This window comes from Phyllobacterium zundukense, from assembly GCF_002764115.1.
GTDB classification, from domain to species: domain Bacteria; phylum Pseudomonadota; class Alphaproteobacteria; order Rhizobiales; family Rhizobiaceae; genus Phyllobacterium; species Phyllobacterium zundukense.
This window is the reverse complement of the sequence record NZ_CP017942.1, coordinates 487,890-513,425: the sequence shown is the minus strand read 5'-3', so window position 1 is coordinate 513,425 and position 25,536 is coordinate 487,890. Positions and strand designations below refer to the sequence as shown.

Here is a 25,536-nt window from a genome sequence, read left to right as displayed (position 1 = left end):
CCGGCTAGAAGATCGGTACCGGTCACAGGTGCGCGCGGCCAGTGTCGCACTGCAGTTAATTATGAGAATGCGGCGGTTTGTGCAAACTTTGGCCGTAATGCGGCGCGGGGTCTGATCCCCAATAGGCACTGAACAACGACCCTGCCGTACGTCTTCTACATCGTTGATGACATTAGAATAATTAGCCGCATGATAGGGTCGCGATTGGATGCGTATGCAGGGTCAAACTGAACGCCGAATAACAGTCTGGCTACGTCACCGAACGATCACGGGTTCCATCCGCCGCTGCCGTATTGACGGGTAATGATCTCGATAAGATGACCGTTCGGGTCCTCGAAATAAACGCCGCTGCCTCCATCGTGGTGATTGATCTCGCCCGCCTGCGTCCGGCTAGGGTCAGCCCAGTACGGGAGATTCCGTTCACGAATCCTACTGAAGATCTCGTCGAACTCGGCTTCGCTGACCAGGAACGCATAATGCTGCGGCGTGATTTCGCCGTCGGTATCCATGTAGTCGAGGTTGGCACCGTTTTCGGTCGTGACCATCTGGAAAGGTCCCCAGTGCCTCGGGGCTGGAAGGCCAAGCATTTCCGCCAAGAATTTTGCCGATGCCTCGCTGTTGCGGGCCAACAGTATTGTGTGGTTGAAATCGATAGCCATGCCATTACTCCCTGTGATCTCTCCTCGCACGTTGCTCAGAATTGTTCCATGACTGAAGCGATGCGGCACGAGATGGGATCGAAGACCATGATACCTCCAGAGTATAGACGGAACATTACTTAAATTGTGGACAGAACGAAAGGACCGAGGGTTTTCAGACTTCGGCTTTCCACCCCTTCTGCGACATTCAGCTTGTCGCAATAATCCTGATTTTGTGACGACGAATGGTCGTGTTAGCTTGCGGCCATCTGTATTGACCGGTAATGGCTTCGATCTCACACATCGGCACATTGTTGGACTACTGGATGTAGTGGGCGAGTTCGTGAACGAGCACGCCCGGGTTCAGCCAGTCCGCAAACGCCAACAACGTACTCACAGCGCGAATGCAGCGTCGCCTCTGTCACGTCGACAAAAGCTCCGCCTCAGAGGTGGCGGCATAGGACAGCAGGTCGCCTTGCCAATTGCTATGTTTCACAAATTGCTCCCAAGTCAACGCATGCGGATCGATTTTCCGACTCCACATCAGGTCGCGGTCGGGGGCGTAATAGCCATACTCGACAGCGTATTCCACCATGCCCACCAATTCGCGCACGAGATGCTCGTCGGCGGCAAAATTCGGAAAGTGGCGCAACAAGTCTTCGCGAGAGTAAGCGGAGGCATAGTGCGCCCGCTGCCCGGTGACCCGCACAAAAGTGTCCACCATTTCTTGCGCCGAGAGAAACTCGCCGATCACTGGTAGGGTTTTGCCGGCGTATTGCGTCGGGTGATCGAAAATCTCGCGCACCGCCGGTCCGGCGGCAGTGAGCGGATCACAGAACGGCATGGGTATATGCGGCGGCAAGTATATGGCGAACGTTATGCCGTCCGCCCCGCGCTGGGGCACATAGTATTCTAGGAAGTTGGTGTAGTAAAACGCCAGGTACACGAACGAACTGCGAACGGGCAAGCTGCGAATGTAGTCCTCCACCTTCGCCTTGTCGGTGAAGTGCGGCGCCCACTTCGTGCCGCTGGTACGCGCTTCGACATTTTCGAGCCCGCTGAAAACCACATGTTCGACGCCAGCGGCCACCGCCGCGTTAGCCAATTCCATGCCGAGGGTAAGCTCGAGTTCCTCCGGCGGCACCTTGACGATCGGCGGCGTCATCAAGAACGCTCCGTACGAGCCGCTCATGGCCGCGGTTAGCTCGGCTTCCATGCCGAGTTCAAGGGGTGCCACCACGACCTCGGCGCCCTTCTGCGCCAAGATTTGCGCGGGCTGGCTATCGCGGCGGCGCGTCAGGGCACGCACCCGGTAGCGCCCACTGTCGAGCAGGGCCTCGGCGACACTGCGGCCTTGCTTGCTCGAGGCACCGACAACAGTGATCAGAGGTTTGGTGGTATCGGCTTGGATCATGCAACTTCTCCTAGTCTTGAGATTCCTGATCTTGAGGTCGTGAACCGTAGTCGCCCGGTTGCTGTCCACCAGGTGCTAGTGAACGGCGACCGCGGAAAAGGTCGGACCTCAGGCCGGGAAATCTCGCCTGTTTCGAGCTATATTTGAAATCATAGGAATGTTCGGCTACTATCCATTCAATGGATACCAAGCGCCTGGATCTCAATTTACTGGTCACTCTTGAGACGCTGCTCGTGGAGCAGAACGTGACGAAGGCGGCCGCTCGCCTGAATCTGAGCCAACCGGCGGTGAGTGCCCAGCTAAACCGCCTCAGGCATGAGTTCGACGACCCACTGCTGATTCCTGCACAGCGAGGAATGACGCCGACCGCTAAAGCAATGGAGTTGCTCGACCCCTTGCGCCAGGCCCTTGACCAAGTTCGAGCCACGGTTGTTTCCCATAGGAACTTCGACCCGGCTGAAGCCAAGCTAACCGTCTCTATCGCCTGTACAGATTATCTGCAGGCGGTGGTGGTCAAGCCGCTCGTCGTGGAACTCAGGATGCGGGCACCCGGAGTTCGTGTCGCGCTGCGCAATCTCGACGTGCCGCAGTTGGACGCGCAGATGGCGCGGGGTGATGTGGATCTGGCGCTCATGACGCCGCAGGCCGCTTCGCCGAGTCTTCGTACTCGACACCTGTTTAACGAGCGCTATGTGCTCATTGGCCGACGGAAGCATCCGAGACTACGAGAGGGAATCACGGTCGAGGAGTTTGCTGAGATGGACCAGGTAATTGTTTCCTTGGACGGCGGTGGTTTTGTGACGCCAGTGGACAGCGCTTTGGCTGACCTCGGACACAGACGCAATGCGGTGTTATCTGCAGCCTCATTCTTGTTCGTTCCTGAGATCGTGTCTTACTCGGACTTCGTTGCCCTTGTTCCAGAACGTCTCGTACGCGACCGTGCCGACAAGCTCATGGTAATAGACTGCCCATTTCCCGTCGAAGGTTTCGCAGTGGGAATGGTGTGGCACGAGCGTTGTCACGGACACGGCGGCCAACGCTGGATCCGGGAGGCTATTGTGTCGCTGATGGCGCACACATAAATGGCTGCCCTGGCCGGTGACGAAAGCGACGCGCGGCTTAGCGGACTAGGGCGTCCTCGAACGTGCGACTGAGGAGCAATCGTCCGCGCCGCACGCCGACTTCTCGACTTTCCCGAGAGCGGTCGACCCGGCTGAATTGCTAGAACCAGGGAGCTTGTTATCTCGCGTACGCCTTGCATTGCAGTTTTTCCCTTTCGAGGATCCTGCAGTTCGAATCCGTTCAAGGCGAGCATTTGAAGTCAGACCCCAATGAGCGGCGGTCCGGTACACTAATTATCTAGAATTGGTGGGTGAGCAAGATAACGGATGTGCACCATCTACTCGTCATTGCGACCATAGCGGCCACTGAACCGACGCCATCAAATGACCGAGATGGGGTCGCTTGCTGAACGGAAGCTATTCGCTCAATGCGCCCCGTAGCAGACGGGACTGCTCTCGGCCCCAAAGCGGTCATTGAGGAAAGTTCGCAAATGGCCTAATACGGTCGTCCCGGGAGGGACGCTCGCACAATATTTCCCTCACAGAAGCCCTGACTTGCGTAGGCGTCTGCCCCCATACGCGCTTGAAACACCGTGTGAAATGAGATGCGTCACCGAAGCCCACATCGAGTGCAATCTCGATCATCGGTGAACTGGTTTGCATGAGCAGCTTTTTCGCCCGTTCCATTTTGATCTTATTGTATGCCTGTCCCGGAGACATCCCGGCTTTCTCGTTAAAGAGGCGTTCGAGTTGACGACGAGATAGACCAACGGAAGCTGCGAGGCCGTTGCGAGATATCCAGAATGCCTGACGTATGTCAGGTTCACGATCGCGCCAGGCAACCCGGCCGAACATAGGAAGGCAACCGATCTAAAGCTCACCCAATGCCATTGCCAAACGGCCGTCCACAGATAAATCAAAATCACCCGGAATCGGGAAGCATTCCAATATATTTTAAAGGCATCCATTTCTAGGTTGTCAGCACTTCCTCGGTGACAACTTCGAAGCGCGCTAACAGTGACGGACCGAAGCTGGTCGAAAGCGCCACGTCAGTGGCATCGCGACCGGTGGCGATGAGAATTCGCCCGATTCTCGGCGTGTTGTGGCGGGGATCGAACGTCAACCAGCGGCCGCTCAGATAGACCTCGAACCAGGCGCTGAAATCCATCGGAACAGGGTCGGGCGGAACTCCAATGTCGCCGAGATAACCCGTGCAGTAACGGGCGGGAATGTTCATGCAGCGGCAAAGCGTGATAGCGAGATGAGCGAAATCACGGCAGACACCAGTTTTGTCCACGTATCCGCCATGCGCAGTCCTCAGCGCATCGGCGTTTTGATAGTCGAAGGTAATATGGTTGTGCACGAAGTCACAAATCGCCTGAACTCGGCTCCATCCGGGCGGCGTCGAAGCGAATTGGGACCAAGCAAAATCACCGAGACGATCGGTCTCGCAATAACGGCTGCCGAGTAGGAACACCAGCGCGTCGTCCGGCAAATCATTGATGCCATGCTGAATGGCATCTTCGGCGACAATATCGGGCTGACCGCTGTCGTAGATCTCGAAGTCGGTCGATATCGTGCTCACGCCGGCGGGAGCCACAATCCGGGTGCATGCGTTGCCGAAGGCGTCGGTGTAGTTCCGTGCCGTAATCGGTCGATCGAAGGTCAAGACCTGATCGGTCAAGAGATCGCCGCGTCGCGACGGATGAATGCTGAGGACGAGCAGCATAGGGGTAGGTTGCGGGCATTCGTAGCCCAATGTGAAACCGGCACGGATTTTCATCGCAGCCCTTTGTCTCAGCGGTCTTTGCCGGGTTGGCAAAAGCTAGGGATGAACGCTGACCGCCTCGGACGGTTCCGTTGGCACGCCGAGCTGCTCATCGAAAACTTGATTGGTGCCGTCCGTCGTCACGTTTACTTGCACGGACATTCCCGCATAATCCGAGGCAACGCCGCCGTAGCTTCCCGTTAGCGGGATGGCCTGTCGCGGTTGGCGAGCAACCGCGACCCGGATCAGATCCCGATTGCCGACAATGCCATTGGTCGGATCGAACTCCACCCATCCAGCGCCAGGAAGATAGACCTGACACCAGGCATGGGTGGATCCGCCGCCGCGCGTGTCCGACCCGTCGCGTTCGGCAACATAGACGTATCCGGTGACAAAGCGCGCCGCCAGGCCAAGCGATCGCACCGCCTCTATCATCAACAGCGCAAAATCGCGACATGTACCGCGCCGTAGCCGCAAGGTGATCAGCGGCGGCTGGGTTCCGGTCTCCAGCCGACGCGCATAGGCAAAGCTCTCGTGAATGGCATAGCACAAGGTCATCAACAGGGCACCGGTGTCGGTCGGTCGGCCAACATGGACAAATTGCCGGGCCCACCGCCCGACTTCGTCATCGTCGTCGAGGTACTGACGCTCGATGGTGCACGCAAGATCCGCGATTTCGTCCGAACTGTAGTTGAAAGGATAGGTTAGAGCTTCGGCGTCTATCTGAAGATCCGGGGCCGCCTGGGGTGTATGGTCAAGGCGGATGCGGGTTTCGAAGCGTAACTCAGAGGCCCGGACAGGAATTTCAACAAGCGTGACACAATTGCCGAAGACGTCGTGGATCCAGCGAACATCACCGGGTTGCGGATCCACCATCAGGCTTGCGCAGAGGAGCCTCTGGTCGTAGCTGTCCCGAGGCCGGAACATCAGCCGATGTTCGCCGAAGTTCACCGGTCTCAGGTAACGATAGACCGTTATGTGCCTTACGGAAAAAATAGTCATAGTGAAATGTCACTCTGCACAGCCGACCAATTTCTGAGACACGGTAGTGTACACACGAAAGAGGCACTGATGTGTCACACTACGCTCGTCAATCGTTCGCGCAAGTCCGTCAGGAAATACCCGGAATGGCAACGCCATTCGAAGAGAGAAGACGTGTAAGCATATCGACCAGATCGTCGTTGCTGAACGGTTTTCTAAGAACAGCATGGCCGGTGTAGCCGTCCCAAACATCGTGGACGCTGTTGCCGGTGGAAAAGACAAACGGAACACCATGCGCGGCGAGCGCGTCGGCTACAGCTCGGCTGTTCTTGCCATTGAGATTCATATCCAACATGGCAGCGTCGAACACTTGCGCATCGATCAGGGCAATGGCCTGATCGATGGTGGCGGCCGAGGTCACGGACTCGCATCCGAGGTCGGCCAGCATGTCTTCAATCATCATAAGGATCAGCATTTCATCCTCAATCACGAGGACGCGGCGGCCGGAAAGCAAGTTATCCTCCACGAGCACCTCGTGGCGCGGGAATGTTGATCGTGCAGACCACGCCGTCTGGCCGATAGTCGAGGTGCACCGCGCCTTCCAGTTCCTGGGCCAGACCGCTCTCGATCATGCGCGAGCCAAAGCCTTTATGTGACGGTGTCACGACAGGCGGACCGTCCTTCTCCTGCCAGATCAGGATCAGCCGGCCGCCCTGCGGCGTTGGCTCGATCTTCCAACCGATCAGCACTGAACCAGCGCCATTGGAAAACGCACCATACTTCACGGCATTGGTCGCAAGTTCGTTGAACGCAATGCCAAGGGCCAAGGCTGCTTTTGGCGGGAAAAGGATGTTGTCGCCCGAAATCACAATGCGCTGTGCCCGACCACCCGTGACCGCGAATGGTTCCAAGGCATCGTTGACCACATCGAGCAACCCCGCGCTTTCCCAATTCTTGCGGGTCAACAAGTCGTGTGAGCGGGATAGCGCCGATAGACGCGACTCGATGGCGTCTCGAATTGCCTTGGGATCAGACGTTGCCCGCAAGACCTGCCAGACAATCGATTGCACCGTCGACAGGGTGTTTTTGACGCGATGGTTCAGTTCGTCAATGAGCCTCCTGGAGTGAGCTTCCTCCTCCCTGTGTTGGGTGAGATCAGCGAAGGAGGCAAAATGCTGGACAACGCCCCCGCGTTCATCCCGAACCGGGCTAATGAAGATTGCTGCCCAGAATTCGCTGCCGTCCTTGCGGCGGTAGCGAATTTCCGATCCCCCTGCCGAATTGCCCTCAAATTCGGATGCAATCGTTGCCAGCGATCTCGCATCGGAGGCGTGTGCCATCAGAAAGTTGAAACTTTGACCGAGCACTTCGTCCCGATCGTACCCGGTCAAAGAAAGAAAGCTGTCATTGGTAAAAATTATCGGATTGCCGGGTTCCTTCGCGTTCGTAAACACCATCGCCATTCGCGTCGTCTCGGCGGCAACAACGAATGGACCGAGGTCGTCATGAACACGCTCAACATCGGCTTCAGCGTCCTTCTGTTCTTCGGACTTGATTGTTATTGTCGGCATATCAAAGCTCGATCTTGTTGGGCAGCCTACGCCAGGAAGTGATGTATAACGACGGACTTCTTCGCAAAGGAACCAAACACCTGTATGAGCCAGATCTCTCATCCGTTTCTAGCACGAAACGCGAATGTCGTTACTCATCTTAACATTAAATTGGCTTGCCTTGCACGCGCTCGTTCAAACGATCTCCGACCGTTCCATTGGAACAATAAGCGGCGCGGAACGTTGAGCGAGGTCAGAGTGCTGTCGAGTCCATGCCCTGCTCAACGCATGGGTGGTAGCGACTAGAGCACTCGCAGGAGACGCAACATGGATCTCACCACACTTCTTATCATAGTTCTTATTGTATTTCTGCTGGGCGGAGGCGGCTGGTATGGCCGTGGACGCTGGTATTGAGCAACGCCCTCCCAGGTGATTGGCACGCACCCGTACGATTCGGGTGGGTGTCGGATGCGAATTATCCGGAATTACTCTTACGAAGCAGCACAGTTGAAGACAAGGAGCACGTCATGAACAACCTGATCTGGCTGGTCGGAGCAGTCGTCATTGTTCTCTTCATACTCGGATACTTTGGGCTCAGATAGAATTAGCGGGTTCAAGTAAAATACGTTTTCAGTTTCGTTTCATACCGAGTGATGTGTCAGACTTGTCTGCGAGACAGAACCAGCTCTCTCGGTGCACCGTCAATTTCCCTGGCATGTTGAACAACCATTGTCTTCCCTTTGACGCTTGCATGGCAGTAGGAAGAAGACACCACGAAACAGGAATTGGAAAAGGCGATCACATTTGAGCAAATACATAGTCATACCCCTCAAAGACGTCGGAGGCGGTTTTCCTAGATATTGAGCTGGGGTGCCGATTTCCACAACCGGCCGTGGAATCTCGAAGTATTTCGTGGCATCGCATGCCGTGTGTTTCTAGATAGTTGATTAGTTGCAACTAGGGGGCGATCAACTCACCGTAAAGTTCTACGGCGCCCCAGACAACAACCGCTAATCCTAATGAGACAGCGAGAACGTAAAGCACGGGAAGGCCTTGCTTCCCCTGCTTCGCGTCTTGCTCGCTGATTTTCTTCGTCACGACAATCCTGTTTAATGTTGAAGCAATGTCAGCCAGATGGGATAGACGCTCGCCTGCCATTTCGTTGGCCAAGATCGGAAAAACTCCCTTGTCCGTCCTGCCATCATGTCCGGTTGACACAGCTGACATTACCTTAATCAGCAACGCATCTTATCAGAACTTAGTTCCAATGATCACGAGTGAAGCTCGACAGGACCACAAACTGTCGAAACTCTAGCCGTGCATTTGCTCTCCGAATTAATATTTTGGCTCCTTGCCGGAACCATCCCTGAAGCCGTTTGTTGATCAGACGGCCTGGTGTGCGATGACCTAGGAATACACCGCAGAATTGTGCGGTTTCTAAGCGTATCGAGGCAGCTCGCAATAACCAGCGTTTCAAAACCCAACAATGAGGAGACGCCAAAATGAGTGACCACAACTCAACCCCTTCGAACACATTAACTGCTTTTTATGAAGATCGCGAAATGGCGGAAAGAGCTGTGCAGCGTCTAGTTGATGCGGGAATTGGTCGAGATAGCGTTCGCCTGGTCGAGGGCGACGATGCTGTCAGCCCGGAAGCAAGATCGAGCGATGACAACAAGGGCTTTTGGGAATCGCTGGGTGACTTCTTCTTGCCGAGTGCTGAGCGAGAGGTCTATTCCGAGGGGCTTCGGCGTGGCGGCTACCTGGTCACGGTGACTGGTGTAGCTGCCGAACTGTCGGATATAGCGCTCGATATTCTTGACGATGAAGGCAGCGTAGACATCGATGAACGTGCTGCGTCCTGGCGCTCCGAAGGTTGGTCGCCACCAGCAATCGAGGACCTGGCACCGGCTGAGTATGATCGCACCGGGGATCCAAAGATTTCGGGAATGGCAGGCGTCGCCAGTGCTTCGGGGAACGAAACTCCGGACGACGTCGATGAGACAATACCTGACCTCAAAGAAGATAAGGATCTTCGGGTTGGCAAGCGCGATATGACCAGCGGGCGTGTCCGTGCTCGATCTTACAGCGTGGGCAAGTCCCGTGAATGAAAGTTTATCCCCGCATGAGGTGAAAGTGTCGGAGTTCGCCCGCGATCCTGAAGTCGAAGATGAGGAAGGCGATGCACGGTTACCACCCAGCGAATAGCCATTTCTGAAGTGGCGAGGGACGTTGGTGCACGAATCCTTGAGAGGTTCGCGGTATGAGCCTAAGCATCTGACGGATTGGATGCTCTTCATGCCTTTCAAGTACAATTCTGCTCGCCGTTACCGTATTCCGAAGATGAAATATAAGATGACGAACTGGTCGGAATACGAAGCAGGGCTTCGCCAGCGCGGAAGCGGTCAGCCTCGTTATTCTGATCTGAAGCATCCCTGAAGAGCGGGCTGGTTTTCGATTTACCGCTGCACCCAGATCGAAGGCTTCCTGTTGTCCGTTTTCAAGCGGATGGGTGTGAAACTTCCGATCCCGGATCATACGACGTTGAGCCGACGATCTGGTCAGTTGCAACCTCGAAAGAACACGCCTGATGCCAATGGCCAGCCTGAAAAGAAGGCCGGTGCCGATAAGCCTCTACATGTTGTCATCGACAGCACAGGCTTGAAAATCTACGGTGTAGGCCCATGGCTTGAAGATAAACATGGAGCCAAATCCCGACGTGAATGGCGTAAACTGCATCTGGCGTTGACGCGGATAGCGGGGAGATCATCGCAGAAGTTCTGACCGATCAGAATACGAGCGATGTCAGTCAGCTTGAGATGTTGCTCGGCAATATTAACCAAACCATCGGTCAGTTTACTGCCGACGGAGCCTATGATGGGCAGCTGACATATGAGGCTGTTCTTGATCATAGCCCGGACGCCAGGATCATCATTCCTCCGCGTTCGAACTCAAATGAAAGAGATGATCACGATCCGCCCAGTCAGCGGGATGAGCACATTGCGTCCATCCAAAAAGACGGACGCATGGCATGGCAGGCCAAGAACGGATACAGCGAGCGCTCTTTGGTTGAGACGGCGATTGGACGATACAAATCGATCATGGGAAATAGGTTACGCGCGCGCAAATTCGCTAACCAGCAGTCGGAAGCAGCACCTGGCATGCGACGTTCTTAACCGCATGATTTCATGCGCACGCCCGATATCCGTTCGCATGAAAGAAGTCGCCATTTAAAGCCTACATCCAAGATCGAAATGGGCCTAAAATTCCATCCGTGCAATAATGCTCTTCAGTTGACCCTCTCGGATGGGGCGGTTTTGTACCCGTCTGTACTGGGCCGCTTCTGCGCTGCGATGGTTGGGGCCGGTCATTGGCCCCTTTAACCCTCATGGCTGTATGGCTCTGGAATAATACAGCTACTGGTTGAGAAAGAGCAGAAAAAGCACGTTTCAGGAACCAATCAGGAACAATTAACACAGCAGTTGGTTTCTCATTTACAGTCAACGCAGGAAAAGAAAATGAAAACGATTACTTCAATTTTAGCTGCCGTAGCCGTTACGGCTCTTACATCCGGGACGGCAATTGCAAAATGTCACGAAACGACAGGTTCCGTAACTCAACAGGGCATTTCAAAAGACGGCACTCATGTTCCGCTCGAAAATGGTGCCAACAGCAAGACCCAGACCGGGGCCGCGAGCACTGGCACAACAACCAGCAGCACAACCGATACCGCTCAAAAAGACGGCAAAACAACACCCCTCGCTGAGCAGGGAGGCGGTGTAGATAAGAACCTGGCAACGTCGGGGCAGGATGTGATGGCGCAACAGAAAGGTGAAAAGACGGCAGCAGCCAAAGGTGCTGATGCAACGGATTGTATAGAGTAGTGGCGCTGGGTTCGACGCGCCGCCACTAAAACTTTTGCAGGCAAACGCGACCTCGCAATGCAGGGAGCGCGCCGCTAACCGCAGCCGAGGAGATGTGCCAACAGCATAGTTCCGTGGGCCATTTACACGTGTAAGCGCGGCCCGACCCGCCGGTATACGCAAAACAAGGCAAGTCGGGCTGCCGAAACGGGGCAGTGCAAGAATGGATTCATTCGAACAGCGTTTTGCGTGCCTCCAATACAGAGCGCGTGAGGCTGCACCTACGCTCTGTCAACGAAAGAGCCAGCCCAACAGTACCGCGATAGCCACGGCGATAAAGAACGCCGCGCCGTATGTCATAGGCGAGCGGTAGGTGGGTTCGTGCTTTTCGTCGCCTTATAATCGTCAGACATGGCCCATCATTCCCTCCGAATGATCTGGCCATCGTGCATTTCGAACACGCCGTTCTCGCCACGTTGAGGATTACAATCTGCCGTCAGTTCACTCCATCTGCCAAGAACTCTGGCGCATGAATTGCATTGGATGAGGAAGTGCAGCTGCACGTTTTCGGGAATACGCAGATAGATCGTCCCGCAATCCGAACATTCCAGCTTCTCTTTCAGCCTCTGACCCATGGCTTAGCTCAGGAAGCTATGCGGTTTCGGCGCACGAGAGCGATGTTTGTAACCGCGGTTTCCTGATTGGCGGCGATCCAAGCCAGGACTTCCGCATCGCGCAACCCCCGATTGAATAGGTTCATGACTGTTCGAGCCAGGCGGTTGGCGTTTTCATGCGTGGATGGGCAACGCCCAAGCAGTTCGGACGCCTTTGTGTGCGCACGTTGCATAATGTCCCAGTCCTGGGATGAATAGGTCAACTGATTTACCAGGTGAAGCATGATGTTCTCCCCTGTTTGCGTTTCGGCGGGAGCGCATCTGATCTCTCAATCGCCAGTGGCCAAGAAGATGCCTGACGATTTCAACAGTGTACGCCTGATTTGACAGATTACGAATCGTTTCTGGAATCTGGGCGTTTTGAGATGATTGGAACCAACGCCGCTGCGGATGGTTTTGCGCTCACAAGGCGGTGCAAGATGAGTGACGATGACAAGAAACCACAAAACGCCAAAGTGGTCAGAGAACAACTGGAGCGGCCTGACTTGAGGGATGCACTTCACAGTCGATATAAGCCCGTTTCGAATGACGAGCGATTCAAAGATTTGCTCAGGCAGTTGCACGACAAAGAACCAAAATAGGATGACTAATGTCCGCTTCTGTAGATGATGATCGCGGTGGCGGTTTCTTGCGCGAAATATTCAGAGACTTGCCCTCACGCACGCCTGCGCCGCGGGAAGCAAGACCAATTAGAACCCGCCTCTTGCTGCGTTCCACAAATGCCACTCGGGTCTGGTCAACCGTTTTTTCTTCCAGCATGGGAGGGCAGGTTGACGGGCAGATGTGAGCATTACTCCCTCAGCGACCAGCCCGCCGACCATTGGGAGAGACGCGGAATATTCCTCGCTGTGATCAGGTGTGCTATGATCCCGCACAGGCCGATGAGGCGCGACCAAAGTCGTGTGGCACAAGATCTTAGATGGCACGGTAACGCGAATCTCTGGCGCAAAAAGCAGCGGCGAGACTGGAGCGGGTGCACCTTTCATTGCCGCCAAATAACAGATGCGCGCGAGATAGGGCGGTCTATGGATCGCCCTTTGTCGCAAGCACCAAGTAACTCGGCCATGCAGTTTTCCGCTCGATCGCGTAACGATCCGGCCAGCTGCGCGTCATTGCAGGTAGTCCTCTCGAAATGATACGGGCTTGTGCCTTGTCGATGTCGGGAAGAGTAGACAACGGGCAGATTCCCTCGGTCCTTCACATGCTCAATGGTCAAGATCAATACCAGCGACGACGCGTATCGGTCAAAGTCTGCCCAACGGCGACGCCCAACAGGAAACCGATAATACCGACGATGCCAAGTATAGAAGTCGTGGTGCCGGGGTTTTCGCGCGCAATCTCGGAAACTGCTTGAGCTTGCGTGCGCAGTTGCTGCGTTGCCCGTGAGGCCAGCGACGATGCGCCTTCAGACAGATCGGAGGCCTGCTCATGCGCATTGTTCAGTATTTTGGTGCTTCGCTTCGCTATCGTTTTGTTGATTTTCGCGATCTCGTTTCGAAGCGCCGCGATCTGTTTCTCCAGGGATTTTTGCATATTGTCGGCACTCGGTAGTGCAGGCTCAGGTGCGTCGGCCATGGGATTATTCCTTGAAATGGAGCTGCTAAGAAACGGTATTCACGCGGATTTGTTCCGAAGCGAGCTTAAGCTGTATCTGCAAATATTTGCTTGAAATGCCTTGTATCCGATGTAGTCCCGTGGGTTCCTACCCGTTTGGAGAGCCTCCACCGTCATCCGCTCCACAATACTTTATGGTTCCACCGCGCCCACTTCTCTCGACCAAGAGCTCAGGCAGGATCCGTCGGAGGCGGCGTGGGATGCCTGCGTTCCTCTGTCTCGGCGGCGGTCTGGAAGTGGAGGCGGTGTAAGCCGGTTGCATTGCCTATCTGCATAAGCCGTTTCCAGCCAACTTGCTGATCAACGGTATTAACAAAGCACTGGCAGATTCCGTGACCGATTGATTGGCAGATGACCGCTCATGGGCACTAAGAGGACATTGCAAAACGTCTCATGGACGGGAGTCTTCGCTACCTATATGCGCGATTGTAGATTTTCAGGAACCAATCAAAATCGATTAGAAATTGGCTATTATCGGCATTTTCAAAGGAACCTTTATCAACGACGTGCAACGGCTCCGTAACATCCGAACTGCAACAGATTAAGGGTCACAGGTTCAACTCTCTTCGTCTCGACCGCAATGAACGCTTTGGAACCCGTGAGGACCTTCCCCGAGGCAATATCACGTGCAAGTCTTGACCCGAGGCCGGACATCAATCGAGCCGGGACGCCCGGAGTGGTGCGACCTGCCTCGCACGACGACCTCAATCGGAAGAGCCCGTTGACTCTCGGCCGCAGCAGCCCAATACTAAACGGTTGGCCTACTTTTCCGAACAATTTGGCTAGGGAGGAAGCAATGGAAACCGTCAATCGTAGATCCACACTCGCACTCGGCCTTACAATGGCTGCAACGCCTCTGATGACTTGGGCGACACCAGTAGCCGCCCAGACTTACGGTCCCGATGAGGGCAAGGAGCTCGCACCCGGCGTCAGAGAAATAGCGCTGGGCGAGCGGGCCTCAAATATAAAAGCCTATGCAATGGTCAAGCTGCGCGATGTTGTTATCCAACCCGGGGCGAAAACACCGGACAACATGATGGAGAACGACATGCTCTGCCACATGACTGAGGGAGAACTGTCGGTCGTTCAGAATGAAAAAAAGTTCACAGTCAAGAAGGGCGAGGTTTGGACCTGCGCTAAAGCCGATACGACAGAAGGCACCCAGAACACGAGCAGTGCGGTCGCGATCATGAGGGTCATCGATTTGATGCCCGCATGAGGGAGGCGACGCTGTAGGCAGTGGTATCTGGTCGGCGCTGGACCTGCTTTCCGATCCCGAATTGTGCGCCGGCATGTCAATTGTGGACATCTCAGGCGACGGCTTGGAGACGTTGGGATCCAAACGGCATCACGTGGTTTCTTTGTATTATGCGCGCAAACGCGCCGAACAAATGGGCGTTACAGTCAATGCGCTGGTTATATCCGATGATGGGGGAGACCTGGCTAGGTACTACTCGAAGAAAGTCACCATCGGATCCAATTCATTCGTGATGAACATCAAAAAATAGGCTGACTATTCCGCTGCCATCAGGATGAAACTGATCAGGGAACTGTCATACGAAGCCGGGGGCATTTGGTTTCCAACGAAAACTGAGTACTGTCCCGAAATGTCACCAAAATGCAGGTGCACGTTGAGGGGACTGTGAATTCTGTCCTCATCTGGAGGATGTTGCTAAGTTTGATGGCAGTTGCTACCTGGAGTTTTCCGAACACTTCATATCCCTTCTTGATATAAAACTCTGGCGCATGAAATTCGAAAGTGTCCAGCCAAATGCCAACACAGTTCTGGTCCATCGCAATCTCCTCGGCTCGCAATAAAAGCTGCGATCCTAGATTTTTGCCTCGCAAAGTTTCGGGGACGAAGAGCAACTCTACGAAGAGCCAATGGTAAGAAATCTTTGCCCAGAGGCCCGACGCTGCCTGATGCTCTAATCACCCAAGCGTGACCAACACGCATGGAAAAAGTGATCCATAACCGGTCAAATCTCCCTTGCTTCATCGGCCGTGAGCGCGTGCTCTCGCGTGCCGGAAACGATAATCTCCAGGACCTCATGCTCGTCGGTGTTCTTGATGTAGCGGTCGCCTACGTACTCGCCACGCTTAAGCACCATGACGCGGTCGCCCACGGCGAAAATGTCGACGAGGCGGTGCGAGATGATGATCTGGGCAACACCTTGCTTCTTTAGCTCCAGCATGGTTTCGAGCAGGCGCTCGGTCGCCATCACGGAAAGGTTGGCGGTCGGCTCGTCGAGGATCACGACGCGCGGCTCGAACGAGATCGCGCGAGCAATTGCCACAGACTGCTGGCGGCCGCCCGACAGGCTCTCGACCTTCTGATAGACGGAGTTTACGTCGACTTTGAGCCGTTTCAGCACGTTGTCAGCTTCCGCGTACATCTTCCGCCGATTGACGAAGGGGCCGTTGAGCGGCCAGCGGCCAAGAAAGATGTTCTGGCCGACATCCATGTTCCCGCATAGCGCGAAATCCTGGTAGATCATCTCGATGCCGACGTCACGGCTCTCGTGCGGGCTCTTGAAGTGCGCCGCTTGCCCGGCAACGAAGATTTCACCGGCATCGCGTTGATAAGCGCCGGTCAGGATCTTCATGAGCGTCGACTTGCCGGCCGAGTTGTCGCCGACCAGACCTAGAATCTCGCCAGGATAAAGGACGAGGTCAACCTTGCGGAGCGCCTGCACGGCCCCGAAGGCTTTTTCGATGCTCCGCATTTCCACGATCGGCTCGGGTGGTGTCGCGTCAGCCATGAGCGGGTTCCGAGGTTCGTGCGCCTCTTGCGGGGCGGGTTCGCAGGCGTCCGAAAATGTTGGCCTGGCGCACCCAAATATCGATTAGCACCGCAATGATCAGGATAACTCCGATGAAGACATTGATCCAGTGCTGCGGCATGCTGAACCCTTGGACATTGAGCTGCAGGAGCGCCCGGACGAGCGTGATCGCGGCTGCGCCGGCAAGCGCGCCGATTACGGTGCCGTAGCCACCGAAGATCGAGCCGCCGCCTATGATCACGGACGCGATGGCGTCAAGCTCGCGGTACTGGCCGGCGACCGGGTTGAAGCTGCGAAAGTAAGCGACGTTGATGATCCCGGCCATGCTTGCGCAGAGTGCCGCCAGCATGAGCGAGATGAAGCGTACCCGGTTGGTGTTGATGCCGGCGTAAGCGGCGGCGCGGATGTTGCCGCCGGTGGCGCAGACCTTCTGTCCGAACGGCATATGAGCGAGCACGATGCCGGCGATCAGGGCGACGAGAAACATCCAGATCGTCTGGATGCTGACCACCTCGGCTACCGTACGAAGGATTCCGGGTGGCAGAGAGAAGTGGAAGTGGAGCAGGATGTCATTTACCTTGCGGCCGAGCAGGTTGTAGCCTTCCGGCCAGCCGGTGAGCTGCTGGCCCGCGACGAACCAGGCGGCTAAGCCGCGGGCGATGTAGTACATGCCAAGCGTGACGATAAACGCCGGCAACTTGAAACCGACCGTCACCACAGCGTTTACCAGACCAGCAGCCATTCCTGCAAGGAGGCCCATCGCGACTGCGGTAAGGGGATCGGCACCGAGAACTTTTAGGAAATAGGCGGCAGTACTTCCGGCAAGGGCGAGGACCGCGCCGACGGAGAGGTCAATATCGCCGGCCGCGATAACATAGGTGAGTCCGATCGTGATCAACGCCAGCTCAGTATAGTTGAGCAGAATGGCAAAGGTGTTCGACAAGTTCCACCAATAGTCGGGCCTGAGAGCCACACCCGTGAGCCACAGCACGACAGTCAGGATGATGGCGAGCGAATCCCGCCGGTTAAGGAACTTGCCGAGTGCGGTCGCCGACAACACTATGTCGGTCGCCATCGCGCCCTTTGTCTGGACGCCCTCGAGCGCGACGCTGCCGATCTCGTAGGCCGGCGGTGGCGGTCTGCCGCGGAGCCAGGCCCAGAACCGCGTTGCAGCCTGGCGCCGAATGAGATGGGGCTCGATCAGCACCGCGGTGACGAGAATTAATCCGAGGAAGACCGGCACCGCGCCAACCGGTAGGGAGAAGACCGCTTTGACCGCCACTTCATCGTCACCGATTTTGATGACGCGTGTGATCGGCCAGCCCTCGCGCAGCACCTTGTCGATCAGGACAACCAGCATTGCGCCAAGGCATGATCCGGCTACGCGACCGCGACCGCCGAGGATCGAGGCGCCGCCTATGATCACCGCGGCGATGACCGTCAACTCGCCGCTGACGCCGTAGAGAGGGGTCACGCCCTTGTCCTGGGTGGCAGAAAGCAAGCCTGCAAGGGTCGCGCAGAGCGAGGAGATCAAGTAAGCTCGGATACGCACCCAGTTCGTTGGTATGCCGGCATAGACCGCCGCCTGCTCGTTGCCCCCTGTGGCGAAAGTCTCGTAGCCCCAGCGTGTTTTCGCCAGCACGAGGGCGCCGAGTACGGCGACAACGACAAAGATCACAATCTGGTTGTTGAAGCCGAAGAAATTTGTCTCGCCGAGGTGGAAGAACAGCGGATAATCTTTCGCCTTGCCGGGATAATAAATCGCCTGGCCGTGCGTGAGCGCAAGCACGAAACCGCGGCCGATGAACAGCATCGTCAGCGTGGCGATAAACGCTGGCACTTTCAGGATCGTGACAAGCACGCCATTGGCGAGGCCGATCACCGTGCCGAGAAGCCCACAGAGGATCACCGACGTGATGACGTCAAGATCGAGAAAGCTCGGCGCGAAAAGCCTAGCGAAAATGACGGCGACCAGGCCATAGGTGGAGCCGACCGAGAGGTCGAGATCTTTGTTAACGATGACGAAAGTCATTCCGACTGCGATTATGGCAACCCGCGACGTGTCGCGAAGCAGCGCATGGAACGCCTCCGTTGACCCGAAGAACGCGGGATTGACAACAGCCCCGCCGAGATAGAGCAGCAAGAGCAGGGCGATGAGCCCCACCTCCCAGCCGCCGACGACTTGGGACGGTGCGTGGCCGAGTCGTGTCGTCGCGTTAGGCGCCATAAGGTCCTTCTACCCGATGTCCGGGTCGTAGCACGCCGCGGGAGAGCTCGCGCCCGCCCACGGCGATCTGAGGAGTTCCGAGATACATCAATTCTCGAAACGCTTGCCGACGTTTCCGACGGTCTCCTGGGTCACGAGCTGGGCGCGCGTGTCGAGATTAGCCGCCGCGATGCCGCGGTCGATCTGCAGATAAAGCTGCATGACCGGCCAGAAGCCCTGCAGGAAGGGCTGCTGCCCGAGCGCGCCGGTCAGGTCACCGCCCTTCAACGCCTCCTGCTGAGCCGGGCCGAGGTCGAAGCCATAGGCGCAGATCTTGCCGGTCATTCCGGTCTGGGCGACCGCCTTGGCAAGGGCCGGCGTGAACACGTTGTTGCCGGCGAAGGCGCCGACCACGTCGCCGCGCGATTCAAACAGCGTGACGATGCCATTCACCGGATCATTCGGATTGGTGTCGATGCCGGTGTTCTCCGGGCCTGCGTCGACCTTGAAGTTCTCGAGCTTGCCGGCGTCCTTGAGACCCTTGACGATTGCGTTGAAAGCGGATGTCACGCGGTTGTTCACTTCGATGTTGCCCATCGCGGTCGACGAGGGCAGCACGATCGAGCCCTTTTCGATACCTTTGTCCACCAGGCACTTGACGAGCGCCTCGCCGGCAATCGCGGCGGCGGAGGCGTCCTGACCGGTATGGCTTAGGCCGTTGCGGTTGAGGATCGTCCCGTCGAACGAATTGGTCGTGGCAACCGGGATGCCCTTCGCTTCGGCAGCTTTGACGATGTCGTTATAGGCGCCGGCCTGCGGCGTTGTCATGATCAATCCGTCGATAGTCGGATCCTGCACGATCTGGTTCAGGATTTCGATCTCGCGGGCCGGGTCGTCGGTCGGCGATTCCGAGCCGAGCAGCAGGATCTTGGCGCCGATCAGATTGCCGGCGACGGTCGCGCCGACATAGACAGGGTCGAAGAAGCCATTGCCTGCCGTGTGGGTCACAACCGCGAAGGTCAAGTGACCGTCGGCCGAATGGAAATTCTTTGTGCCGGGGGCCTCCTTTGCGGCTTCATCGAAATTATAGCCGCCAACTGCTTTCTCGACACTGCCGGATTGCGCGAAGGCGTGCGAGACGCCGAGCGACAACGCCGCGGCGCATGCCGCGATCAAGAAAATACGCCACATGATTGGTCCTCCCTTGCAACCAAGGGCCGAAAGCCGTTCGGGCGCACTACTCGAGAGGGGGTCCGAATGCTTCCTCCCATTTGGTGATATTCTGCCCAAACCCGGTTCAAGTAAATGGTGAACTCACAGTACTAGCGCATTTGTTCATGACCATCAGGGCTGCGGCCACGATTAGGCCAGGGATGATACCGGCGGTGAACAGTTTGGTGATCGACACATTCGATACCGAAGCGTAGACCAGCATGGCGATTGCAGGGGGAAGGATGTTCGGCAGGATCGAGGAGATGGCAGTAATCGCACAGGAAAAGGTTGGCGAATAACCGCGCTTTATCATCTCGGACACAAGAATCTTTGAGTCGCTGGCTGCGTCGGCCCCTAACGAGCCCGAAATGCCACCGATCAACACGCTATTGAACACGTTCACTTGTGCCAGGCCGCCACGATAATGGCCGAAGATCGATGAAGCAAAGTCGATCAGGCGCGCCGACAGGATCATTGCCCGCATCCGCTCGGAAGAGGCGCTGTTGCGCATGCAATTTGGCAACGACTATGACGCCTATTATGCCCGCACGTCACGGCTGATTCCCGGGCTCTATTAGAGCGGTTCTTCGTACGCGGCGCCCGCAATTCGACAGCCGACAGTGCTGCTGCACTGTCACTGCCCGATACCAGCCTCCTCGAAAAGCACCAACGCTTGCTTGGCACCTGCTGTCTCATAAGCGGCATTGGTTTGAGTGAAGGCTCGTTTTATGGGCGGCGGAACCGATTGTCCGGTCCCTAAGTTTAGGCAGGTGGCCCACAAGTTTAGCAGATACATGCGGTGACGATCGAGAGTGAACGGTTATAGCACGCGCGGCCACTTTCCGTCAGCGCCATCGCTTTGTTGTGAAGTTTCAAGCTGGAGGCGGCAGAGAGCCGAGCGAAGTTTGTACAAAATTGCCTCCGCCGCGACTATACTCGGCGTTATAGCCGGGAGAGAGTTCATGCGTCCACTAGCCCAGTGCCAAGCGTTACTGGCCGCGGTTCTCGCGAGCGCTGCCGCCGTGGTTTCGACATCCGTGCCCGCTCAGGAGCGCCTCGCCGAGCGTGCGGCGATGATCGAAACGATCAAATGGCACGCCCGCTCAGCGCCGTCAGCGGTCGAGGGCCAGGGCATCGATCCGGCGGTGCTGAAGACGATGGGGAAGGTGCCGCGCCACTTTTTCGTGCCCGAGGAGCAGCGCGGCGCCGCCTATCGAGATCGGCCACTGCCGATCGGATACGGTCAGACGATCTCGCAGCCCTTCATCGTCGCGCTGATGACCGACCTGATTAACGTCGGATCTGGTGACGTTGTCCTCGAAATCGGCACTGGCTCGGGCTATCAGGCAGCCGTCTTGTCGCCGCTCGCAGCGAAGGTTTACTCGATTGAGATCATACCGGAACTGGGCGAAAGGGCGGCCGCCCGACTCGCGGGGCTCCGCTTCGATAATGTCGAGGTGAAGCTAGACGACGGTTACTATGGTTGGCGTTCGCACGCGCCTTTCGACGGTATCGTGGTGACTGCCGCTGCCAGCCACATCCCGCCGCCGCTGGTCGAACAGCTCGCCAAGGGGGGCCGGATGGTCGTCCCCGTGGGAGGTCCTTTCGCGACCCAGTTTCTCATGCTGGTCGAGAAGCAACTGGACGGAAGCATCACAACCCGGCAGCTGCTGCCGGTGAGCTTTGTGCCGCTGAGGGGAGGTAGGGCCCGATGAGAGTGGGGCGCCTGCTGCCGGTCAGTCTCATATCGGCGGCGACCCTTGCCCACGAAGTGCTGCTGATGCGGCTCTTTTCGATTATTCAGTGGCATCATTTTGCCTATATGATCATAAGCATCGCGCTCCTGGGCTTCGGCGCGAGCGGTACATTCGTTGCGTTCGCCCGCCGCCCCCTGGTGGAGCGGTACCCGGCTGCTTTCGCAGCGTCGGCAGCGCTGTTCGGCATTACTGCGGTTGCCAGCTTCGCCGGTGCCGAACGCCTGCCGTTCAACGCGCTCGAGATCGTCTGGAATCCGGGGCAGCTCGGTTGGCTCGCGGCCAGCTATGCTCTCCTGATCCTGCCGTTCTTTTTCGGTGCAACCTGTATCGGCCTTGCCTTCAGCCGCCATCCTGGCCAGATCGGACGCGTCTATGCCTTCGACCTAGTCGGCGCAGGGATCGGCGCGCTGGGCACCGTCGGACTCTTGTTCCTGGTCTTTCCCTCTGCGGCGCTGCGCTTCGTCGCAGCGCTGGGATTCGTGGCAGCTGCCCTCGCCGCGACGGGCATGGCTCGCCATCGGTGGCTCGCCGTGGGCAGCCTCGGGCTTGCCGCCGCGGTCATCGCGGTGTGGCTACCATCGTCCTGGACGGCCCCCGATCCTTACATGTCGCAGTACAAGGGCCTCCGCATGGCTCTCGAAGTGCCGAACGCGCGGGTGGTCGAGGAGCGATCGAGCCCGCTCGGACTGCTGACGGTCGTCGAGAGCCCGACCGTCCCTTTCCGGTACGTGCCGGGCCTCAGCCTCGCCAACACCCAAGAGCCGCCCGCGCAACTCGCCGTATTCACCGATGGCGACAGTATTACGGCGATCACCGCCTATGGCGGCACCCCGGCGACGGTCGCTTATCTCGACCGGACAACGGCGGCGCTTCCGTACCGCATTCTTGAGCGGCCGCGAATGCTAATCCTTGGTGCCGGCGGCGGCGAGCAGGTGCTGCTGGCGCTGCGCGCCGGAGCCGATACCGTGGATGCTGTAGAGGTCAACCCGCAGATGATCGACCTGGTTCGGAATCGCTTCGCCGACTTCGACGGCGGTATCTTCAGCCGACCGAACGTGCATCTGCATCTAGCCGAGGCGCGCGCCTTCGCTGCGACGACGGGCGAGCGTTACGACCTGATCCAGATGCCGCTCCTAGACTCCTTCAGCGCGGCCGCGGCCGGCGTGCAGAGTATGCATGAGAACTACACTTACACCGCGGAGGCACTGCGGGATTACCTAGCGGTGCTGAAACCGGATGGAGTCATCGCCATCACGCGATGGCTGCGGGTGCCGCCGCGTGACATCCTCAAGCTGTTCGCCACTGCTACCGCAGCGCTTGAAGCGGATGGCGTGGCCGAGCCAGGCCGGCACTTGGCGCTGATCCGGAGCTGGAACACTGCAACCCTGCTCGTCGCCAAGTCGCCGTTCATGGGCGAAGACGTCACAGCCATCCGCGGCTTCGCGGCCGAGAATTTCTTTGACATCTCCTGGGCGCCGGGCATCTCCGCGAGCGACGTGAACCGCTACAACCAGCTCGACCAGGAATATCTTTACGAGGGAGCTCTCGCTCTCCTCGGCCCTGAGCGAGCCGATTTCACCGAGCGCTACAAGTTCGATATTGCACCGGCCACTGACAATCGACCCTATTTCTTCGACTTTTTCCGCTGGCGTGCCCTGCCCGAACTCCTGACGCTGCGCACCCAAGGTGGCGCAGCGATGCTCGACTGGGGCTACCTGATCTTGGTGACGACGCTCGTCCAGGCGGCTGTCCTCAGCGCCGTCCTGATCCTGTTGCCGCTCTGGCTTCGCCGGCGCGCACTTGGGGGAGCCGCATGCCGGCTGCGCTTCGGGCTCTATTTCCTTGCCTTGGGCCTGGCCTTCCTCTTCATCGAGATCGCCTTCATCCAGCGATTCGTGCTGTTCCTTGGCCATCCGCTCTACGCTGTCGCTGTCGTGCTTGCGGGTTTCCTTGCCTTCGCCGGTCTCGGTAGCGCCGTAGCCGCACGCTGGATGGCGGCGGTCGGACGCGGATCGGCGGTGCGTGGCATTGCACTCGCCGTCGTGGTGATCGCATTCCTGGCTGCCACCTACCTGCTTGCGCTGCCCTTAATATTCGAACGGCTGCTGGCACTCCCGGATGCCGCGAAGATCGCGATCGCACTCCTCCTCATAGCGCCGCTCGCCGTCTTCATGGGCATGCCGTTCCCCCTCGGCCTCGGCCACGTCGGCGCACGCTCGGAGGCGTTTATTCCCTGGGCATGGGGGATCAATGGCTGTGCGTCGGTGCTGAGCGCGATCCTCGCCCCACTGCTTGCAATGCATGTCGGGTTCACTGGCGTCGTGACGATCGCCACCGTCCTCTATCTTGTGGCCCCGGCCTTACTCGCCGGGTCGTGGGATCGATACGATCAGCAGACGTCGCAAGGCTTTATTCCAGATCGGAGTTAGACCAACCGCCTGAAAGCCCGACTCGGCCAACGAGTGCGCCATGCGTGGTGGGCGCTCGGCTTGGTGTCCGTCTTGGCGCGGCGCGGCGCGGCGGGCTGGGTGTGCCTGACCTTGGAGCCGGTGAGGGGCTGGTCGGCGGCGATCAACCGGAACAGCTTCTTGGCCGGTCCTTCGAGCCACTCGACCCGGCCGGGGTAGGCAGTGGAGTAGCGCCAGGGCGTGGTGACGAAGTGGACCTTGTCAGACGACAGGCTGCGGGCGGTGAGTGCGAGGTCGCTCATCACGCGGGGGGTGAGGCCGGGGTCGGTGGTGACGGACTTGGTAGCCGCGTGCAGGAAGCCGAGCAGCCGGGCCGGGTTGGTCAAGGTCTCGCTGATCTCCGAGGATCTCGGCATCAAGCTCGAGAATGTCACGATCGATATGCTCGGACAGGCAAAACGCCTGCTCATCGACAAGGAAGCCACCACAATCGTCGACGGCTCCGGGGACAAAGCTGGTATCGCAGCCCGTGTCCAGCAAATCCGGGCACAGATCGAGGAGACTGCCTCGGACTACGACAAGGAGAAGCTCCAGGAACGTCTGGCGAAACTCTCCGGCGGCGTTGCAGTCATCCGTGTTGGTGGCGCAACCGAAATCGAAGTGAAGGAAAAGAAGGACCGCATTGATGATGCGCTGAACGCGACACGTGCGGCGGTAGAAGAGGGAATCGTCGCGGGTGGTGGCGTGGCACTTCTGCGCGCGAAGGCAGCTTTGACCGCTCTCGTTGGTGCAAATCCTGACGTGACCGCGGGTATCTCGATTGTCCTGAAAGCTCTGGAAGCGCCTCTCCGACAGATCGCCGAGAATTCCGGTGCCGAGGGCTCGATCGTGGTTGGTACTCTCCTGGAGAGCAAGAAGCCCAATCACGGGTTCAATGCGCAGGCCGAGCTCTACGTCGATATGATCGAGGCAGGCATCGTCGATCCGGCCAAAGTTGTTCGAACGGCCCTGCAGGATGCCGGCTCGATCGCTGGGCTCCTGATCACTGCAGAAGCCATGATCGCCGATGTCTCGCCGATCGAGGAAAAGTCCGCATGAGGTTTGTTGGGCGTTCGTGCGTAGATAACTTTTGAACGGTCTCGAGATAGATAGAGGAGCAGTTCCGATCTCGATCGTGGTCTCATGCCGAACAAACACAATGCCGCCCGTCGTCATCACATCGCGAAGATGAAATTCAGGGTGACGAATTGGGCCGCCCGTCACGGCAGTGACCAAACGCCGAGCCTCTCTGCCCGGAGGGAGCATAACTCAGCGTGGTCCTCGCTACTCGGCATGTCAAATCACGTTGGGGCGCATTAAAAGCCGTTGGTGTAAACCGACGAAGCTACGATCACCATCGTCGCTATTATGATCAGCGCCAAGAGAAACACTTCGTTCCTAGGCATATTTCGTATTCTCGCGGCCTTATCGATGGGCCTGGCTTCGAGCCCTAGAACGCCCAATCTACCAAGCGGACCGCCAGGTAGAGAATCAAAAACACGAGGAAGATGGCGAGGGCGATACCCATAGTTTTTTCCATCTTCACTCCCAAACCTCCCTGCGTGTCG

General features: G+C 57.5%; 23 protein-coding genes and 6 pseudogenes. 13 read left to right on the top strand and 16 right to left on the bottom strand.

The window, feature by feature from the left end:
- Positions 1-266: 266 nt before the first annotated feature.
- The gene (locus BLM14_RS25540) at positions 267-659 is read right to left on the bottom strand and encodes a VOC family protein (protein ID WP_100002879.1); all 393 of its coding nucleotides are present in this window, start codon (positions 657-659) and stop codon (positions 267-269) included.
- A gap of 400 nt (positions 660-1,059) precedes the next feature.
- Positions 1,060-2,052: an NmrA/HSCARG family protein gene (locus BLM14_RS25535; protein WP_100002878.1), complete on the bottom strand. Its 993-nt coding sequence runs from the start codon at positions 2,050-2,052 to the stop codon at positions 1,060-1,062.
- 179 nt (positions 2,053-2,231) lie between these two features.
- On the opposite strand from BLM14_RS25535, the gene BLM14_RS25530 reads away from it, so the two are divergent.
- Positions 2,232-3,134 (top strand): LysR family transcriptional regulator, encoded by a 903-nt coding sequence (locus BLM14_RS25530; protein ID WP_100002877.1) that lies wholly within the window; start codon positions 2,232-2,234, stop codon positions 3,132-3,134.
- A gap of 78 nt (positions 3,135-3,212) precedes the next feature.
- Positions 3,213-3,323, top strand: a pseudogene (locus BLM14_RS32130) (type II toxin-antitoxin system mRNA interferase toxin, RelE/StbE family); the annotation flags it as partial.
- A gap of 261 nt (positions 3,324-3,584) precedes the next feature.
- Here BLM14_RS32130 and BLM14_RS25525 read toward each other — a convergent pair.
- From BLM14_RS25525 to BLM14_RS25495, 6 genes and pseudogenes are all read right to left on the bottom strand, one after another.
- Positions 3,585-3,896: pseudogene (locus BLM14_RS25525) on the bottom strand (helix-turn-helix domain-containing protein); the annotation flags it as partial.
- Positions 3,897-4,083: 187 nt separating this feature from the next.
- Positions 4,084-4,896, bottom strand: a complete 813-nt coding sequence (locus BLM14_RS25520) for a transglutaminase-like domain-containing protein (protein WP_100002874.1) — start codon at positions 4,894-4,896, stop codon at positions 4,084-4,086.
- Between the two features lie 42 nt (positions 4,897-4,938).
- On the bottom strand, positions 4,939-5,883 hold the full coding sequence (locus tag BLM14_RS25515) for a transglutaminase family protein (RefSeq protein ID WP_100002873.1): 945 nt from the start codon (positions 5,881-5,883) through the stop codon (positions 4,939-4,941).
- 109 nt (positions 5,884-5,992) lie between these two features.
- Positions 5,993-6,388 (bottom strand): response regulator, encoded by a 396-nt coding sequence (locus tag BLM14_RS25510; protein ID WP_237143646.1) that lies wholly within the window; start codon positions 6,386-6,388, stop codon positions 5,993-5,995.
- Positions 6,378-7,433, bottom strand: a complete 1,056-nt coding sequence (locus BLM14_RS25505; protein WP_100002871.1) for an HWE histidine kinase domain-containing protein — start codon at positions 7,431-7,433, stop codon at positions 6,378-6,380. The genes BLM14_RS25510 and BLM14_RS25505 overlap by 11 nt, the downstream gene beginning before the upstream one ends.
- A 936-nt stretch (positions 7,434-8,369) precedes the next feature.
- Positions 8,370-8,582: a hypothetical protein gene (locus tag BLM14_RS25495; RefSeq protein ID WP_133123981.1), complete on the bottom strand. Its 213-nt coding sequence runs from the start codon at positions 8,580-8,582 to the stop codon at positions 8,370-8,372.
- Between the two features lie 332 nt (positions 8,583-8,914).
- Here BLM14_RS25495 and BLM14_RS25490 point away from each other — a divergent pair, with 332 nt between their 5' ends.
- The 3 genes and pseudogenes from BLM14_RS25490 to BLM14_RS25480 all read left to right on the top strand — a co-directional run bounded on the left by BLM14_RS25490 (position 8,915) and on the right by BLM14_RS25480 (position 11,296).
- Complete coding sequence (locus BLM14_RS25490; protein ID WP_157929603.1) at positions 8,915-9,523, top strand: hypothetical protein; 609 nt, start codon at positions 8,915-8,917, stop codon at positions 9,521-9,523.
- A 187-nt stretch (positions 9,524-9,710) separates the two neighbouring features.
- Positions 9,711-10,646: pseudogene (locus BLM14_RS25485) on the top strand (IS5 family transposase).
- Positions 10,647-10,930: 284 nt separating this feature from the next.
- The gene (locus tag BLM14_RS25480; RefSeq protein ID WP_100002864.1) at positions 10,931-11,296 is read left to right on the top strand and encodes a hypothetical protein; all 366 of its coding nucleotides are present in this window, start codon (positions 10,931-10,933) and stop codon (positions 11,294-11,296) included.
- A 622-nt stretch (positions 11,297-11,918) separates the two neighbouring features.
- Here BLM14_RS25480 and BLM14_RS25470 read toward each other — a convergent pair.
- The gene (locus tag BLM14_RS25470; RefSeq protein ID WP_100002861.1) at positions 11,919-12,173 is read right to left on the bottom strand and encodes a hypothetical protein; all 255 of its coding nucleotides are present in this window, start codon (positions 12,171-12,173) and stop codon (positions 11,919-11,921) included.
- A 195-nt stretch (positions 12,174-12,368) separates the two neighbouring features.
- Here BLM14_RS25470 and BLM14_RS25465 point away from each other — a divergent pair, with 195 nt between their 5' ends.
- Positions 12,369-12,530 (top strand): hypothetical protein, encoded by a 162-nt coding sequence (locus BLM14_RS25465; protein ID WP_157929602.1) that lies wholly within the window; start codon positions 12,369-12,371, stop codon positions 12,528-12,530.
- 637 nt (positions 12,531-13,167) lie between these two features.
- Here BLM14_RS25465 and BLM14_RS25460 read toward each other — a convergent pair.
- Entirely contained in the window at positions 13,168-13,524 is a 357-nt protein-coding gene (locus BLM14_RS25460) for a hypothetical protein (protein ID WP_100002857.1), read from the bottom strand.
- Between the two features lie 835 nt (positions 13,525-14,359).
- On the opposite strand from BLM14_RS25460, the gene BLM14_RS25450 reads away from it, so the two are divergent.
- On the top strand, positions 14,360-14,782 hold the full coding sequence (locus BLM14_RS25450; RefSeq protein ID WP_100002855.1) for a hypothetical protein: 423 nt from the start codon (positions 14,360-14,362) through the stop codon (positions 14,780-14,782).
- A 61-nt stretch (positions 14,783-14,843) separates the two neighbouring features.
- Complete coding sequence (locus tag BLM14_RS32790; RefSeq protein ID WP_418314273.1) at positions 14,844-15,071, top strand: DUF1194 domain-containing protein; 228 nt, start codon at positions 14,844-14,846, stop codon at positions 15,069-15,071.
- A gap of 34 nt (positions 15,072-15,105) precedes the next feature.
- Here BLM14_RS32790 and BLM14_RS25440 read toward each other — a convergent pair whose 3' ends face one another.
- From BLM14_RS25440 to BLM14_RS25420, 5 genes are all read right to left on the bottom strand, one after another.
- Complete coding sequence (locus BLM14_RS25440; protein WP_237143682.1) at positions 15,106-15,411, bottom strand: GNAT family N-acetyltransferase; 306 nt, start codon at positions 15,409-15,411, stop codon at positions 15,106-15,108.
- A gap of 131 nt (positions 15,412-15,542) precedes the next feature.
- A complete protein-coding gene (locus BLM14_RS25435; protein WP_100002849.1) occupies positions 15,543-16,325 on the bottom strand; it encodes an ATP-binding cassette domain-containing protein in 783 nt (260 codons plus the stop codon).
- Positions 16,318-18,573 (bottom strand): ABC transporter permease, encoded by a 2,256-nt coding sequence (locus BLM14_RS25430; protein ID WP_100002847.1) that lies wholly within the window; start codon positions 18,571-18,573, stop codon positions 16,318-16,320. Before BLM14_RS25430 ends, BLM14_RS25435 begins: the two co-directional genes overlap by 8 nt.
- A gap of 87 nt (positions 18,574-18,660) precedes the next feature.
- Positions 18,661-19,743 carry a substrate-binding domain-containing protein gene (locus BLM14_RS25425; RefSeq protein ID WP_100002845.1) on the bottom strand — a complete coding sequence of 361 codons (1,083 nt, stop codon included), beginning with the start codon at positions 19,741-19,743 and terminating at the stop codon, positions 18,661-18,663.
- 106 nt (positions 19,744-19,849) lie between these two features.
- Positions 19,850-20,233, bottom strand: a complete 384-nt coding sequence (locus BLM14_RS25420) for a TRAP transporter large permease subunit (protein WP_237143681.1) — start codon at positions 20,231-20,233, stop codon at positions 19,850-19,852.
- A gap of 1 nt (position 20,234) precedes the next feature.
- Between BLM14_RS25420 and BLM14_RS32120 the strand changes: the two are divergent.
- From BLM14_RS32120 to BLM14_RS25405, 3 genes and pseudogenes are all read left to right on the top strand, one after another.
- A pseudogene (locus tag BLM14_RS32120) lies at positions 20,235-20,342 on the top strand (isoprenylcysteine carboxylmethyltransferase family protein); the annotation flags it as partial.
- 384 nt (positions 20,343-20,726) lie between these two features.
- Positions 20,727-21,479 carry a protein-L-isoaspartate(D-aspartate) O-methyltransferase gene (locus BLM14_RS25410; RefSeq protein WP_100002841.1) on the top strand — a complete coding sequence of 251 codons (753 nt, stop codon included), beginning with the start codon at positions 20,727-20,729 and terminating at the stop codon, positions 21,477-21,479.
- Entirely contained in the window at positions 21,476-23,950 is a 2,475-nt protein-coding gene (locus BLM14_RS25405) for a spermine/spermidine synthase domain-containing protein (protein ID WP_100002839.1), read from the top strand. Before BLM14_RS25410 ends, BLM14_RS25405 begins: the two co-directional genes overlap by 4 nt.
- Here the strand turns inward: BLM14_RS25405 and BLM14_RS25400 are convergent.
- On the bottom strand, positions 23,947-24,315 hold the full coding sequence (locus BLM14_RS25400) for an LCP family protein (protein ID WP_133123924.1): 369 nt from the start codon (positions 24,313-24,315) through the stop codon (positions 23,947-23,949). The genes BLM14_RS25405 and BLM14_RS25400 overlap by 4 nt on opposite strands.
- A gap of 7 nt (positions 24,316-24,322) precedes the next feature.
- Here BLM14_RS25400 and BLM14_RS25395 point away from each other — a divergent pair.
- Together BLM14_RS25395 and BLM14_RS32785 are read left to right on the top strand one after the other, a co-directional pair.
- A pseudogene (locus BLM14_RS25395) lies at positions 24,323-25,027 on the top strand (TCP-1/cpn60 chaperonin family protein); the annotation flags it as partial.
- Positions 25,028-25,111: 84 nt separating this feature from the next.
- Positions 25,112-25,220 (top strand): annotated as a pseudogene (locus tag BLM14_RS32785) (IS5/IS1182 family transposase); the annotation flags it as partial.
- Between the last annotated feature and the right edge of the window lie 316 nt (positions 25,221-25,536).